Genomic DNA, 15,782 nt, shown 5'->3' with positions numbered 1-15,782 from the left:
GTCTTATTTAAGCTTCCAGCTAGACGAGAGGATAGAAGATATCCCAGATGGGTTAAGCCAAAACCATCTAAGTATCCCCATAAAAAGAAAAATGCCAGTCAGCTTAACTGACTGGCATTAACCTTAGGTCCCTTTTTTAATATGCGTAAATAACATATTAGTTTGCGTGATTAGAAAACAAGTTATCAATAAGCTCATCTTCAAGTGCAAAGCGTGCTTCTAATGCCTCACCAATAACAGACAAGTCATCATCAAAACCCTTTAACAAGTCTTCTTTGTCTACTTCAGCGTACTTATCATTAAAATCTAACGCTATGTCGGTTGTACTGGAAATACGCGGGTAAATAGAGTTTGCAAGCTCTTGGCTCTGTAAGCCCTTTTTTTCACATGCTTTTGCTATATCGTCATACACTTCAAAATGGCCCGCAGATAGGTAATCCATTAAAAGTTGGCAAAATGATTCAATTAGTTTTGGCTCTGGCAATGCTTGATCTTGTTTTTCGTACGGCGTAAAACCTGCAATTTTGCAATAAAGTACAATAAGGTCTTGGCGTTCGTTTAGCCATTTATCAATTACTGTGTGGCTACCACCCCATTTTTGTTGAGCTTTTTCTACACGCGTCAGCATAACTGTTCTCCTAGCTGGGTTGGTCTTTCAATTAGAATATAATAAGTTTATGTACATCAAGATATATTTAATTTGCGAGTATATCAACAAGTAAAGTTGAGCTACTTTGAGGGGTGTACCTTTTTATATAATCTAAGGCGAGGGATTTTATTTTAGGCAAGAAAAAACCACCAGTTACGGTGGTCTAATTTCTTTCAGTGACTTGTTATAACAAGCTTTCTTATTTTTATGAGATGATTTTTATTGTTATTATTTTAAAACATTTATTTTTATTGTTTTAAGATTTTTATTATTTTTTTTGTTAACGCGGGACAAACAATAACAAGGTTTTTGTAATGTTGCAAACATATTAATAAAAAGTTTTAAATGTTATTCTTTTTTGCTTACTTTATAGTCAAAATGGATTAAAGCACGCCATTATATTGATCTGCCTCTAGGTAAAGCTGTTTTCGTCCCTAAGCAATAGAGGGTCGGAGAATATGGTGGTACAATCTTGCACAATTTATACAAGTCTTAGGATCATTTACGCCATGAGCGAATTAAAAAACGACCGTTATTTACGTGCACTTGCAAAACAACCTGTTGATGTAACTCCGGTATGGATGATGCGCCAAGCAGGACGCTATTTACCAGAGTATCGCGCTACACGTGCACAAGCGGGCGATTTTATGAGCCTGTGCCGTAATGCTGAACTTGCATGTGAAGTAACACTGCAGCCACTACGTCGCTACCCGTTAGATGCCGCTATATTATTTAGTGATATTTTAACGATTCCAGATGCGATGGGTTTAGGTCTTTACTTTGAAACTGGCGAAGGCCCTAAGTTTGAACGTCCTATTTCATCACTTGCTGATGTTAAAAAAATTCCAAAGTTAGACCCTACAGACGAGCTTGGCTACGTAATGAACGCAGTAAGCACTATTCGTCGTGAACTTAAAGGTGAAGTACCGCTTATTGGTTTTTCTGGTTCACCTTGGACGCTAGCAACTTATATGGTTGAAGGCGGTAGCAGCAAAGTATTTGGTAAAATCAAAAAAATGGCGTTTGCAGAGCCGCAAACACTTCATTTATTACTCGATAAGTTAGCTGACTCAGTTATTGATTATTTAAATGCTCAAATTAAAGCTGGCGCGCAATCGCTAATGGTATTTGACTCATGGGGTGGTGTATTAAGCCCGCGCGATTACAACGAATTTTCACTGCAATATATGCATAAAATTGTAGATGGCTTAATTCGTGAATACGATGGTCGTAAAGTACCGGTTACTTTGTTCACTAAAAATGGTGGTCAATGGATTGAAGCTATTGCAGCAACAGGTTGTGATGCAATTGGTCTTGATTGGACTATTAATATTAGCGACGCTAAGCGCCGTGTGGGTGATAAAGTAGCGCTACAAGGTAATATGGACCCATCTATGTTACACGGTACACCAGAGCGTATTCGCCAAGAAGTAGGCACTATTTTAGAAGACTTCGGTACAGGCAATGGCCACGTGTTTAACTTAGGCCACGGTATTACACCAGATGTAGACCCTGAAAATGCTGGTGTATTCATTAATGCAGTACATGAGCTAAGTGCTAAGTACCATAAGTAATAGCTACTTAAATAAACTTTAAAACTGTTTAAAAGTAAAAAACCCGCTAAGTTGCGGGTTTTTTGTTACCTATTTATAAAGGCTTTTAAAACTACTTATACCAATTCGCTTAATTAAGTGATCTATTTTGAGGGAAGAAAATCGTGTCGATAACAAGGCAAAAATTTCGTTATTTTGTTCTATATCAGAAATTTTTAACGTAGTTAACGTCAGATTTAACCCCTCAAATTGATTAAGTATTATTGCGGATTGGTATTATTTAAGCAGTTTATTTAAATAAGCGATTTAAACCATTTAATGCCGCAACACGGTAGGCTTCAGCCATGGTTGGGTAGTTAAATGTGGTATTTACAAAGTAGTCGATATTATTGCCACCATTTTTTTGTTCCATAATAGCTTGGCCAATGTGAACAATTTCAGAGGCACGTTCGCCAAAACAATGTACGCCAAGTACTTCTTTGGTTTCGGTGTGGAATAATATTTTTAAACTACCTACTTCAGTACCAGCAATTTGCGCACGTGCCAAATGCTTAAACTGAGCACGGCCAACTTCATATGGTACTTTAGCGGCTGTAAGCTCTTGCTCTGTTTTACCTACTGAGCTCATTTCTGGAATGGTATAAATACCGGCCGGAATATCAACTATCAGTCTGTCATCACAGTTACCACACGCAATTGCATCAGCAGCTATACGACCTTGGTCAAACGCAGCACTTGCAAGGCTTGGATAGCCAATTACATCACCTACAGCGTAAACGTTATCAATTTCTGTTTGATATGTTTCGTTAACTTTTAATTGGCCACGGCTATCGGCTTTTAAACCAATGGCTTCAAGGTTTAATGTATCAGTGTTACCAGTACGGCCATTAGCAAATAAAATACAGTCAGCTTTTACGCGTTTGCCTGATTTTAAATGCATAATAACGCAGTCGTCACGGGTCTCTATTCGGTCAAACTCTTCGTTATGACGAATAACAATACCGCTGTTCCAAAAGTGATAGCTAAGCGCGTCAGATATTTCAGCATCCATAAAAGCAAGTAGTCGGTCGCGTGTATTAACTAAATCAACTTTAGCGCCTAAACCTTTAAATATAGAAGCGTACTCACAACCAATTACACCAGCGCCGTATATAAGTACGCGGTGAGGGTCGTGTTTAAGACCTAAAATAGTGTCGCTTTCGTAAATACGAGAATGCGTAAAATCTACCTCTGGTGGGCGATAAGGGCGTGAGCCGGTTGCTATAACAATCGTTTTAGCAGTCAGTCGCTCAGTTGAACCATCATTTCTTTTTACTTCAATTGTGTGCTTATCTACAAAGCTCGCATCACCTTGAAACATATGAATGCGGTTACGATCGTAAAAGCTACTACGTAAATTAGATTGCTTAGAAATAACAGAACTTGCGTGACGTAAAATATCAGGAAATGTTAAGCGGCTAGGGCGCTCACCAACATTAAATAACGGATTTGCTTTGTATTCAATATAGCGGCTAACAGAGTGGCGAAGCGCTTTTGAAGGAATTGTTCCCCAATGTACACAACCGCCACCAACTGATTCTTGGCGTTCAATAACCGCTACTTTTTTGTCGTTTTTTGAAAGGTTCATGGCGGTACCTTCACCGCCAGGACCCGTGCCAATAATTATTGCATCATATTGGTATGTCACGGGTACTTTTTTTTGTTCTGGTTGTTTGGCCACAGCCACTCCTAAATTAATTAAAAGAGGCTTTTAATAACCTCGCATTAAGTGCTAGCCATGCCTGTTTTTGATTTTCCCAGGCGGCTTCCAACTCATGGTATTGTGCCATTAATGCTGAGCGTTCACACTGCTTTGCCATGTTATTTTTTTTAACTTCTAACACTTGTTTTTGTAGTGAACAATAATTTTGCAGTTTTTTCAGCAGTAAATCGTACTCTTGTTGTAATAATGTAATCTTATCTTGTGCTAAAGGCAATTTTGCAAGACGCGTTTGCGTTTTGCTCATTAGCGTTTCGGCCTTTGCTTTTTCGATACGTTCAACAGGTGTACGCTTTAGTTTATTGGCTAAACCAACAGCGGCTAAAGAGCGGATCATCCATTTTGTTGGATCGTAATGAAACCATTTAATACCGTTACGGTAGTCGCTTGCAAAAATATGGTGGAAGTTGTGATACCCCTCACCGTATGTAAATAACGCTAAAAAGCCGTTATCGCGTGCCGTATTTTTTTCGGTGTATGGGCGAGAGCCCCAAATATGTGCAACCGAATTTATAAAAAAGGTAAAGTGTTGGCTTAGTACTAAGCGTAGTAAACCTGCAAGAATTAACATACCCCACACATCACCAACTAATAAACCAAGTGCAAGAGGCAAACCTACGTTCATAGCAATAGCTAGTTTTAAGTAGTGCTTATGTTGCCACATAACGACTTTATTTCGTTGTAAATCACGACAATTACTATAGTCGTTGTAGCTATCGCCTTGGTAGTCACGTAACATCCAGCCGATATGGCTATACCAAAAACCATTGGTAGCCGCGTAAGGGTCTTTTATTGGGTCGTCAACTTGACCGTGATGTATACGGTGATCGCTACTCCAATGCAAAGCACTGTTTTGTAGTGCAAAAGCACCGCCAAGCGCAAAAATAAATTCAACAGCAGGGTGTGCGTTATAGGTTTTATGTGCCCATAATCGATGGTAGCCAGCAGTAATTGATAAGCCTGCATAAAACATGCAGCCAACAAAAGCAATCCAATGCGCGCTGGTAAATCCGTAGCTAATGGCGTACCAAGGTACAAGTGTGGCAGCCGCCAAAAAGGTTAGGCTAAAAAATAGGACGTTTGTCCAAATAATCGGTGGTTTATTCATAATTCTCAATCTCAGCGTACAACTGTAAGCTAAAATAGTATTTCAAACTCTCGTCGTCAAGTATTAGACTGTACAATTGAGCTAATATCACTAAATATTCATATAAAATAATTCAGGGAGCTGTTGATGTCGGGTGTTAGAGCGCAACAGAAACAAAAAACACGACAGGCGTTAATTCAAGCGGCATTTAATCAGCTGAGTGCTGATCATAGTTTTTCGAATTTAAGTTTACGCGAAGTAGCACGAGAAGCCGGTATTGCCCCGACTTCTTTTTATCGTCATTTTAAAGACATGGATGAGCTAGGTTTAACCATGGTAGACGAAGCAGGTTTAACCCTTCGCCAACTTATGCGTCAAGCACGTAGACGAATAGCAAACGATGGCGGCAGTGTTATAAATACCTCAGTGGTTACTTTTATGGAGTTTATTGATAACTCAAGTAACCAATTTAGGTTGTTGCTGCGAGAACGCTCAGGGACTTCTAAAGCATTTAGAGCCGCTGTAGCCCGCGAGGTAAAACATTTTATTTTAGAGCTGGCTCATTATTTAGAAAGCGAAACTAAATGTAATGCTATGCATGCCTATATTCAGGCGGAATCTATGGTAACGCTCGTATTTAATGCGGGTGCAGAGGCGCTCGATATAGAAGGATTGCAACGCGACGAATTGATTGAGCGCGTTATTTGGCAGCTGCGTTATATTACTCGTGGAGCCGGACATTACGTAAGAGAAAACACTGAACAAAGTTAGCAAATTTAAAAATTCATTGTAGATTTTTTGTGCCTATTTCTTTATATTAACGCACTATAATAACGGCATACCTTTTAGCCGTAACTAAATAATAAATAAGTCTCTTATTAAGAGAAAGCGAGGATGCAAATGCTCACCAAGGATCCGGTGAACTTAAATTACCCCCCACTATTTGAACAACCACATAATGAGCCTGAAAATTCAGAGCCTGTGGTTACATTCTCTTATTTAAGTCGTGCTCAGCTTTGCAAACTTCCTAAAGTGTTGCAAAGGCAACTGCAAGACAACCTGTTTGGTGCGCTAGATAAACACCAAGCTGCGCGATTACGCGACGACACTCGGTGCCAATATTGGGCTAAAGACAAAGAGTGGAAAAAGGTACCATATTCTCTGTTTAAGCAAGCTAGTACACGCCTAGCTGTTTACCCAAAACAAACTCAAGCACCAACAAAGTACTCGGGCGCGGTTAATAATGGTTCAGTTACATCATCGCAAACAGCGTTGCAAAACAATACTTTTATAAATAACACAGTAATGACGCCAAGCACTTCTGCATTTATAAACAGCCAATCAGCTGCGCAAAATAGTCCGCAATTTATAAATCAGCAAAGTTATAATCAAAAACCTAAAAAAGCGGTGCAACCTATACAACAACATGCGCCCGCTGTACGCATTTATAAGCCAGAGCTAAACAGCACAATGCTACTAAAAGCGTCTCACACTGTTAGGCAAAATTTTACAACCCACGTACTTAGCGCCGCCGAAACCGTAGATCAATTAGCACAGCAATATACCGGCTATAAAAATGCCAATTTAATTTACGATTACAACTTAGGCTATAGCGAGCGAAAACCTGCTAAAGCAGGCACAAGCTTAACAGTACCCAGTGGTTGGAAACTTAATATAGAAGGCTCATGCAGTAACAGTCGCAGTGTAGTTATTCAGTGGCAAGGGCCAACAAGTGGTCAAATAACACTACAACTAGAAAAAAAACGCCCAGACGAAGTCTCGTTTTGGCAGCACTACGCTGAGGTAAAACCGGGTCTTTATAATGTTACGGTAACGGCCAGTGGCGCAACCGACACCACCACATTTACTGTTGAACAACCCACTTTAGCCTACGAAATAGAACTACTCGACGAAGCTGGCGAACCACAAGCCAACATGGGCTACAAAATACGGCTACGCAACGGCCACATTATTACCGGGCAGCTTGATCAAAACGGTTATGCCAACGTATCAGGCCCCGACTTTGAAAACGCTAAAGTCAGCTTTTTTGAACTCGACAGCGAAGATTGGTCTGTAGGCAAAGTTTAAGGATACACAATGACCCAACAACACACCGTAGCCCAAGGTGAAACGCTATTGCGCATAGCTAAGCAATACGGCTACCAAACATCTAAAGCGCTTTACAACCACCCAAGCAACGCAGAGTTTAAAGCCTTACGCCCAGACCCAAACTTAATTTACCCGGGCGATAAAATTACTATTCCGCCAAAAAAAGAAAAGTTTATACCACTGCGCACCAACAGCATTAATAGCTTTGTTGTACAAAACGAAAAAGAGTATTTTCGCCTGCAAATTATTCATGAAGATGGCGACGATATTACGGGTAAGCGCATCGTAATTACTATTGGCAGTCAAACAATAGACACTGTATTACCTAGCGATGGTTTAATAGAAGTTGAGTTAAACGATAACGATTCACTCACTGGGCAGGTTGATTTATACCTCAAGGAAGATCAAAGTTCACCTAGCGAAAGTTTTACTGCACAAGTGGGTCATTTAGATCCCATCGATACACTTTCAGGTGTGCAAGCTCGCTGTAATTTATTAGGCTTTGACTGCGGTACAGTTGATGGAATTAACGGCTCAAAAACCAAAGCGGGAGTGAGGGATTTTCAATACGAGCATGATCTTGAAGTAGATGGAATTGCAGGGGCTAAAACCAAAGCAAAATTACAGCAAGTATTTGGGAGCTAAAATGAGTATTTCACAGTGTTCGCCCATGCAGATAAATAATATAAATAAAAAGTATATTACAGAGCCAAAAATCACCTTTGAATACCAGTTAAATTTAAGCAAATCGTCGAGCAAGCCTATAAACCCGCTTAATGAAAAAATTATTTTGGAACATGTAGAAAGCTGTTGGCGTCAAGAGTGCCTTGTTGGTGATCGACGTATTGTAAATACCGACTGGGTTCGTCTAACATTTAGAAAAATCCCTACAGAAGGTACTTTTAATTTAATACAAGATCCAGATGACGGGGCTGAGCCTTTTTATATCTTCGAACGAGTGCCTTATACACAGTTGAGTGGTCAAACACCTCAAGCAGAATTAATGCCAAGCATTAATATAGATGATGAGTGAATTTATAAATAATATAGGTTTATAAGATAAAGCTATTAATGAATTCACACCGCACATACTAGGATTACCCATGTCATTAATCTCAGAAAACACAGCCCGATTTAAACCGCTTTTACACAGCATAACGAATATAAAGGCGTTTAGTAAAAGCGCGCGAAGCAGCGCTATGATATTACTAAGTATTACTACATTGTTTTTAACTGCGTGTGGCGGTGAATCTAACTTTAGTAAAGATAAAATAGCGTATCGCCATACATACCATCCGGAGTGGCCAAAAGAGGTGCGTAATGAGGTGTATGGCGATAAAGAAACATTTTCAACCCCGCGTATTTTATTTAGTGCTGAGATAGAGTGGATAGGGCAAACTACATTATTTTCTGCACGTATGGATGGCTCTGATAGGCGCCGGATCATTCCAGAAAGTGCATTTTCGGGTAAGAAAATGATCGACGGCCATAAACTTGAGCGCTCTCCTGATAATCGATATATCGCAATGTTGATGTATGTCCCTGAGGTTGGCCACACACGTCAGCTCTGGGATACCAAAACCCAACAGTTTATTTTAATGAGCGAAGGCCATGGCGCTATCCATTTTAATTGGACTAACGACAGTGAAAACGTGCTTTTTTACAGCAATGGTAAGCATTATAATTACCATGTACCCACTAAAAAGCTCAGAGAGCGGCCAATTATTAACTCCAATGGCTTATATTTATTACCAGATGGTAAAACTTTTTTAGCATATAAAAAAAATGAGTATTGGTTGCATGATTTTAATGGCGGCGTGTTGGAGAAGGTCAATTTAGGTATTAATAACCATTCTACTATGCAGGGTTTAGAAGTATCCCCTTTCGGCGATTATATTTATTTTAAATCAGGGAGTACACATTACTTTATTAATTTATCAGACCCCAGTAAACGTATTACATCACGAAGTATAAGCTCGTATATTTTCTCGGATAAAAAAAATAAAGCAATAACATTTTGGTTAATAGAATCAAGGGAACTTATGGGTAATGGTCAATATTATCAAGATGAATTATTGGTTGAGTTTGATTTAAATACTCAGCAAACACGAGAAATGCGACTTAAAGAAAGTAATATATGGGGTATGGGAACTATATATATTTATGGCGTGTTTAATATCAAGGATGAACAATGACAGAGCAATTTTATACTGGGCAATGTAGCTTCCCTAAAGCGTATTTACTCACGGGTTATGTTAATAGAGGCGAGCCAATCAGCAAGCTCACCCCGTTGTTTAACCGTGTGGTGGTGGCTGATAGCGATGGAGCTGCACCAATACTATTAAGCAGTGATAAAGGTGCGGTACTTGAGGCTGTTGATGGTAAGCTGTTGACAACACGCACACCGTTTCATGCCCATAAAACTACCCCACTCAAGCTTAGCAATGCTGCCTCTAGGACCAATTTATACCGTACAATCAAGGACTGCCAATGTCATTAATCCCACGAAATAAAACCCGATTTAAACCGCTTTTACACAACATAAAAAATATAAAAGCGTTTAGTAAAAGCGTGCGTAGCAGCGCAATGATATTGCTAAGTATTACTACATTGCTATTAACTGGCTGTGGTGAGGAGCCTAATCCACCTACAAAACAAGTTGTTGAAGAGCAACCAAGCCGATTTAGTAAAGACAAATTGGCGTATCGTCATAGTTATCACCCTGAGTGGCCTAAAGAGGTGCGCAATGAGGTGTATGGCGATAAAGAAACGTTTTCAACCCCGCGTATTTTATTTAAAGCCGACATAGAGTGGACGGGGCAAACTACATTATTTTCTGCACGTATGGACCTCTCTGATAGGCGCCGTATTATTCCCGAAACTGCATTTAATGATAAATGGATGGTTGGGCTACATAAACCTGAGCGCTCGCCGGATAACCGCTACATTGCCTTATCCATGGATACAACAGAGCACGGTTTTACCCGTGAGCTTTGGGATACCAAAACCCAACAGTTTATTTTTATGAGTAAAGGCTATGGCTATGCCCATTTTAACTGGACTAAAGACAGTGAAAATGTGATTTTTTACGCCAGTGGTAAACATTATAACTACCATGTACCCACTAAAACACTTACTGAGCGGTCAATTATTTACTCTAATGGCTTGTTTTTATTACCAGATGGTAAAACCTTTTTAGCTGATAAAAAAAATAAATACTGGTTACATGACTTTAATGGCGACGTGATAGAAAAGGTTGATTTAGGCTATAACAACCATTTTACTATGAAGTATTTAGAAGTATCCCCCTTCGGTGATTATATTTATTTTGTATCAGAAGGACTTGGGGCCGCGCAAAATTATTGGATTAATTTATCAGACCCCAGCAAACGCATTATATTACCAAGAAAAGCAGATACTTACTTTTTCTCAGATAAAAAAAATAAAGTGTTAACAAAATCTAAAAGAAAGTCTACTGAGCTTCTTGGGAATGGTTGGGCGTTTAATAATTATTACTTTATTGAGTTAGATTTAGTGACCAGGCAAACAAAAGAGATACCGATTAAAGAAAGTAATATTTGGGGCATGACCGGAATATTTATTTATGGCGTGTTTAATATCAAGGATGAACAATGGCAGAGCAATTGAATACAGGGCAATCTAGTTTTCCTAAAGCGTATTTACTCACAGGTTATGTTAATAGAGGCGAGCCAATCAGCAAGCTCACCCCGTTGTTTAACCGTGTGGTGGTGGCTGATAGCGATGGAGCTGCACCAATACTGTTAAGCAGTGATGAAGGTGCGGTGTTAGAAGCAGTTGATGGTAAGCAGTTAACAACACGGACACCGTTTCATGCCCATAAAAACCGACCTATTATTGTGCCGCCGGTTGATGCGATAAGCTTGTTAGCGGCAAGCCAAGGTGATAAGTGGTTTGAGGCATTTAAAACTGAACTAGGAAGCTATAAGGGCAAGACTAATATCCTGAACTACAAAAAAATTGCAGTTGAAGATTTGCAACGTCCCGACACTAATAGTAAAGATAAAACCTACAGCGACTGGTATAACGAACACATTATTAAGAGCAAGGTAAACCATATTTATGGTTATGTTATGCCCAAAACACGGGCGCTGTTGCTCAGTGTAAATCGCTCTATTCCGTTGGCAGCCGGCGTTGGTAATGTTGAAATAATAAAAGGTACTGAAAGGGCCATTGAAGGTTTTTTTGATATAGCAAAAGCCAAGAGAGAAGAAAGTAAAGTTTATAGTGCGGTTATAAATAATAATGATAAAAAGCTGAGTGCAGGCTTATACAAAATACGAATTAAATTGAATGATGACGCTTTAGGTCAACAAGGTCACCGTTGGAGCCATAACGCTCTTAGCTATGATGAACATGGCACTCCTTATTACGAACTCAGTGAAATGTTGCATTTTGATATTCAAAATGAAGCGGGCGAGTTTGATATTATTAACTGCGACCCAATTTCAGTTGAAGAGTCGCTGATTAAGCAGTTTCCGAGTTATTACACCCACTTAATTAATTTTGCAAAAAACACGGCCTCTGCTCCTGCTGCTTTTGACCCTAATGAGCCAAAAAAAGGCTTGCCTGAATATGGCGCACCCGATGCCAAAATGCCGAATAGCAAACCCACGGCAATAGCCAGTGGCTTTTTGGATTACTGTACAAACTGGGAATTAACTAAAACCCGCGCCAGCCTTGCTGCGGGCTTTTTAGTTGCCGACATGCAGCAATATGTAGATGCCGATGGCGTACACCATGATAACCGAGGGAAATTTGCCAAGTTAATTGCTAAAACGCTGCATACCCACTTTCAATCTAACCAAGACCCTGCAGTATCAGCAATGCTTGATGCTACCTTTGCACTTGATAGCGGTGTTGATGCCTGGGGTAAAGTGAGGGAGGCACTAACTAACCCCAATGGCGTGACAACAAGCGATGCATTAAGGGAAAGATTCTTGCCTTTTAGTTTAGCCAACAATAGTTTAACTGATAATCAGGAACGGCAATTCAATAATACCTTAGGTAGTGCGTTAGGAGTGCCTGCAAGCGTACTCAACGTATTAGATAAGTCTATTAATACCGTTAATTTAGCTGTAAGTATTAGCGCGTTTAGTGAGGCGACCATATCGTATTTTGGTGAAGCGGAAAACACCTTAAACACCAGTGTTAATCATTATAAAAGAGTAGCTGATGATTATTTTGCCCGTTTAAGCGAGCGCGAAGTAAGCCACGATGTAGTTATTCAAAGCCAGTTTGAACTTGATAGTGATGTTGTGAGTGAGCAGTACCAAAATGAAATAATATCGCGTAGCCAAATTATTGTTGAAGGGCTGCTCGCAAACCCTAATGCAATGGTTGATATTTCAGGGTATACCTGTGATATAGGCGGCGTTGAATATAATAAAAAACTGTCTTTAAGGCGCGCTGAGGCTGTTAAAGCTATTTTAGCTGAGCAGATGATTAGCCGCGGTATGGATTCTAACCAAGTTGAATCTCGCATGCGGGTATATGGGTACGGCATGCTTGAGAACTTGGTTGATAACGACTCAGAAGCCCAGCGCAAAATCAACCGGCGGGTAAACCTTAAGGCTTATATTGTAAGTAGCCTTGCTGTAAGTGCCTCTCGTGAGGGGCTGAATAATTTAGAACGTTACCGTAGCTTAAGTGTTGAGAAAAAAATCGCACGCTCAAAAGAGGGCGACAAAGCATTAATGGCCGCACTTGACACTGCGCTTGCAGTATTAAGTGTAATACCTCATACCGCGCTTGCAGCACGTTCAATTGGTTTTTTTAAAGTGGTGGTAGACGGAGCGCCTATTGTTATTCGCGGCGTTGCTGCCTTAGCTGATGAAGTAATGACAGATAATATATGCAAACAATATTTAGCAGTTGATGATAGGCAAAAACAGCAAAGCGAAAGAAGCAGCGCCAATCAAGCATTAATGCGTGATTTAGTAACAGAGATGAACAGTAACCATACCATTGCTAATAGCACTTTATGGGCGGCGCAATACAGAGTGCGAGCCGAAGCCATCGCGGGGTTGGTTGGTTTACTGCTAAGAGCACAAGTGTATGCAAGCACCAAAGACGATTACATTAACAATGCAAAAAAATTAGAGATTCAGGCGTATATTGAAAACTTTTTACTCGGCGATGAGTGGGCATATCCACTAATAGATAACGCGGTAATAAAAATGGATACGTTTTGGGTTAACTTAGTTGAAAACGTAAATAAAATGAAAAGCTCTGGTGCCGCTGAGCGGGAATACCAATTAACTTATGGTGTAAATCAAGACTTTAAATTAACCGCCGCGAGTGACCGTAAAGTATTATACGACAACCATGTTCAAGTAATAGATGATAAAAGATCAACTGCACTTTGGGTAGGTGCATGGGCAGGTATAATTACCCCTGCGCTTGGGTTTTATATGATGTCTAAAGCGCCAGTGTCTTCCTTACAAGGTTACTTACAAACACAGTATCAAAAGTATTTTCCGATTCATACTTTAGGCACCAATGAGCTTGACAACTTTATTGATACTTTTGACCCGTTAATGATGCAATACGGTGAAGCAAATTATCATTGTAGTGTGATGTATTACCAAGATGTGAATACTAAAAAATGGCATTTAATGAGTGATTTAGGTGATGAATCAATTACCCCATTTACTCCGGTTAGAGTGCTGGTGGTGTTTGATGAAACGATGGCTCATATAGCACCACTCACATTTGAAGTGGAGCGTATAGATGGCTGGGATGTGACCAGCATTAAGTATTCAGAGCTTGCACGTGCGTTGACCAAAGATGAGCTGTTTATAAATCAAGACGGTTTTGATGAGTCGCGTTATATAGGCATGGTTGGGTGTGTATTTCAGCCATTTTATCAACTTGGGCCTAAAACGTATTTAGGTATAAAGCCAACCGCACACCAAGGAGCTTTTTTATTACCCGGGATTAATAGCGCAGATGATTATGCTGACTCTGGTCGTCTAAATAATATGCGCTATAGAATCACGTGCCAAGTGGCTGGCACTAAGAGTGAAGATTTACCGCTTAAACAAACACCTTCACAAGGCCCCGTTGAGTTTGATGGGGTATTTAGTTTTATTGAAGACGACTTTTTAGTAAGTGTTGATAAAGAAAAACACAGCTCGCTGTTAATTAAAGACTACCTAACAAGCTATGATTCAAGCTTTGCCTACCCTGAGTTATTTGATGGTGAGAAAACCGTTACTATGGCAATTAGAATTGGGGGCGAAGGCGCGCCGTTTATCTCATTAGCGAATTTAAACAATGAGTATTTAGAGGGACCTTACAAAAAAACTATTAATACAACTCTTTATCAAAAAGAGCTTCGTTTAAGTGAAATAGAAAACGACCTTACAATCACTCGCCATGGTAATGGCCTTAAAATTGAAAAATATGATTGGGATACTGAAATAGAAGTGTTTGTCGTGGTAACCGCTGATAAGTTACTTGAAGATAATTACAGCAAAGATCTGATTAACCTAAACCCGAATACTATTCCTTGCTCTTTGAGTATGGCGGGTATTTCGTCGGGTTGGCTCAAAGACAGTGAGTTGCAAGGGCCTACTTATCCCAGTAATTTAATTAATGTTGGTGAAATTGAGCGTTCTTTAACAGGTGGTTTTAACAGAGGCAAAATACGTGATAACCACTATAAGCTGACAAGACGACGTAAAGTTAAAGAGCAATTTCAACTTCGCGATTTTATTTCATTTTTAAAAGACGATTCTTCAGAGGTACTCTCGCTATTTAATTGGCATAACAAAAAAGCTGAGTTAGACAAGCAAGGCCAAACTGAGAAAAAACATTTATATGTAGCGCGTTTTAAACTTGACTATACAACCCCTAAAGGCAATAAAATAAAAGGTATTCGCCCTTTTGGTAACGTGGATATAAACGCTAATGGCTCTGTTGATGAATCACCTAAACTATGTTTTAAAAAATTTAGAACGGCTGGTAATTCAGGTATAAGGGTTGCCGACTTTAGTACTGTTGATGGTTTGTTATTAGACGATACATACAGTCACGGCTTTGGCCTAGAGGTGGAGTTACCGAAATCGGTAACCAGTAACGCGCCATGGTCTAAAGCAATGAAGAGTAAACGCTATAACAAACTCGAGCCCCACTTGAGTGATTATCAAAAAGACTTTTATAGTTCGAATGACATGACTGTTGATGAAGTTAAAGAGTGGTTTGAAACACATGCAAAAAGCTTAGACGAAGCGCGTATAGAGGCAATAAATGTACGTAAAATAAGTGATTAGCCACAACATATAAAAAAGCCCATTAACTTGGGCTTTTTTATTGAGTTTTTAAAAAGGATATTTAAATGTTTTTGCCAAAGAGGCTGTGTGTTTTTACATTGATTTTTAGTTTAATTGTGTTTTTAACTGGTTGCTCAGAGCCCTCATCGCAAAGTTCACCACAAGTAGAGGTTGATGTTGCTAAATACCCATGGGCTAAAGAGCACAAAAATCATCCAGAGTGGCCACTCGAAATACGCGAAGAGGTGTACGGCGATGCAGATACATTTTCAACCCCGCGGTTAATGTTTTGGAATAAATATAAATACAG

The 15,782-nt window shown here is 39.6% G+C and carries 12 protein-coding genes and 1 pseudogene; 10 read left to right on the top strand and 3 right to left on the bottom strand.

Annotated elements, in window-relative coordinates; all coding sequences use genetic code 11:
* Positions 1-157: 157 nt before the first annotated feature.
* Positions 158-628, bottom strand: a complete 471-nt coding sequence (locus I6F48_RS20490) for an Rsd/AlgQ family anti-sigma factor (protein ID WP_007582240.1) — start codon at positions 626-628, stop codon at positions 158-160.
* 530 nt (positions 629-1,158) lie between these two features.
* Between I6F48_RS20490 and hemE the strand changes: the two genes are divergently transcribed.
* Positions 1,159-2,223 carry a uroporphyrinogen decarboxylase gene (hemE, locus tag I6F48_RS20485; RefSeq protein ID WP_002961084.1) on the top strand — a complete coding sequence of 355 codons (1,065 nt, stop codon included), beginning with the start codon at positions 1,159-1,161 and terminating at the stop codon, positions 2,221-2,223.
* Positions 2,224-2,491: 268 nt separating this feature from the next.
* Here the strand turns inward: hemE and sthA are convergent, their stop codons facing one another.
* Together sthA and I6F48_RS20475 are read right to left on the bottom strand one after the other, a co-directional pair.
* Positions 2,492-3,922 carry a Si-specific NAD(P)(+) transhydrogenase gene (sthA, locus tag I6F48_RS20480; RefSeq protein WP_033040546.1) on the bottom strand — a complete coding sequence of 477 codons (1,431 nt, stop codon included), beginning with the start codon at positions 3,920-3,922 and terminating at the stop codon, positions 2,492-2,494.
* A gap of 13 nt (positions 3,923-3,935) precedes the next feature.
* Complete coding sequence (locus I6F48_RS20475; RefSeq protein ID WP_024589509.1) at positions 3,936-5,069, bottom strand: acyl-CoA desaturase; 1,134 nt, start codon at positions 5,067-5,069, stop codon at positions 3,936-3,938.
* Between the two features lie 126 nt (positions 5,070-5,195).
* Between I6F48_RS20475 and fabR the strand changes: the two genes are divergently transcribed.
* The 9 genes and pseudogenes from fabR to I6F48_RS20430 all read left to right on the top strand — a co-directional run.
* On the top strand, positions 5,196-5,819 hold the full coding sequence (gene fabR / locus I6F48_RS20470) for an HTH-type transcriptional repressor FabR (RefSeq protein ID WP_007582233.1): 624 nt from the start codon (positions 5,196-5,198) through the stop codon (positions 5,817-5,819).
* A gap of 129 nt (positions 5,820-5,948) precedes the next feature.
* On the top strand, positions 5,949-7,136 hold the full coding sequence (locus I6F48_RS20465; RefSeq protein WP_231609618.1) for a hypothetical protein: 1,188 nt from the start codon (positions 5,949-5,951) through the stop codon (positions 7,134-7,136).
* A 9-nt stretch (positions 7,137-7,145) separates the two neighbouring features.
* On the top strand, positions 7,146-7,802 hold the full coding sequence (locus tag I6F48_RS20460) for a PGRP and LysM peptidoglycan-binding domain-containing protein (protein ID WP_197120198.1): 657 nt from the start codon (positions 7,146-7,148) through the stop codon (positions 7,800-7,802).
* 1 nt (position 7,803) lies between these two features.
* Positions 7,804-8,190, top strand: a complete 387-nt coding sequence (locus I6F48_RS20455; RefSeq protein ID WP_007582226.1) for a hypothetical protein — start codon at positions 7,804-7,806, stop codon at positions 8,188-8,190.
* A 70-nt stretch (positions 8,191-8,260) separates the two neighbouring features.
* The gene (locus I6F48_RS20450; RefSeq protein ID WP_197120197.1) at positions 8,261-9,352 is read left to right on the top strand and encodes a hypothetical protein; all 1,092 of its coding nucleotides are present in this window, start codon (positions 8,261-8,263) and stop codon (positions 9,350-9,352) included.
* Positions 9,349-9,657 carry a hypothetical protein gene (locus tag I6F48_RS20445; protein WP_197120196.1) on the top strand — a complete coding sequence of 103 codons (309 nt, stop codon included), beginning with the start codon at positions 9,349-9,351 and terminating at the stop codon, positions 9,655-9,657. The genes I6F48_RS20450 and I6F48_RS20445 overlap by 4 nt, the downstream gene beginning before the upstream one ends.
* On the top strand, positions 9,648-10,805 hold the full coding sequence (locus tag I6F48_RS20440) for a hypothetical protein (RefSeq protein ID WP_197120195.1): 1,158 nt from the start codon (positions 9,648-9,650) through the stop codon (positions 10,803-10,805). Before I6F48_RS20445 ends, I6F48_RS20440 begins: the two co-directional genes overlap by 10 nt.
* Entirely contained in the window at positions 10,790-15,472 is a 4,683-nt protein-coding gene (locus I6F48_RS20435; RefSeq protein ID WP_197120194.1) for an OmpA family protein, read from the top strand. The genes I6F48_RS20440 and I6F48_RS20435 overlap by 16 nt, the downstream gene beginning before the upstream one ends.
* A gap of 65 nt (positions 15,473-15,537) precedes the next feature.
* Positions 15,538-15,782 (top strand): annotated as a pseudogene (locus I6F48_RS20430) (hypothetical protein); the annotation flags it as partial.

This window comes from Pseudoalteromonas sp. SWYJ118, assembly GCF_015864505.1.
GTDB lineage: Bacteria > Pseudomonadota > Gammaproteobacteria > Enterobacterales > Alteromonadaceae > Pseudoalteromonas > Pseudoalteromonas arctica.
The sequence above is the reverse complement of the archived record's forward strand: the minus strand, read 5'-3'. Positions and strand labels throughout refer to the sequence as shown.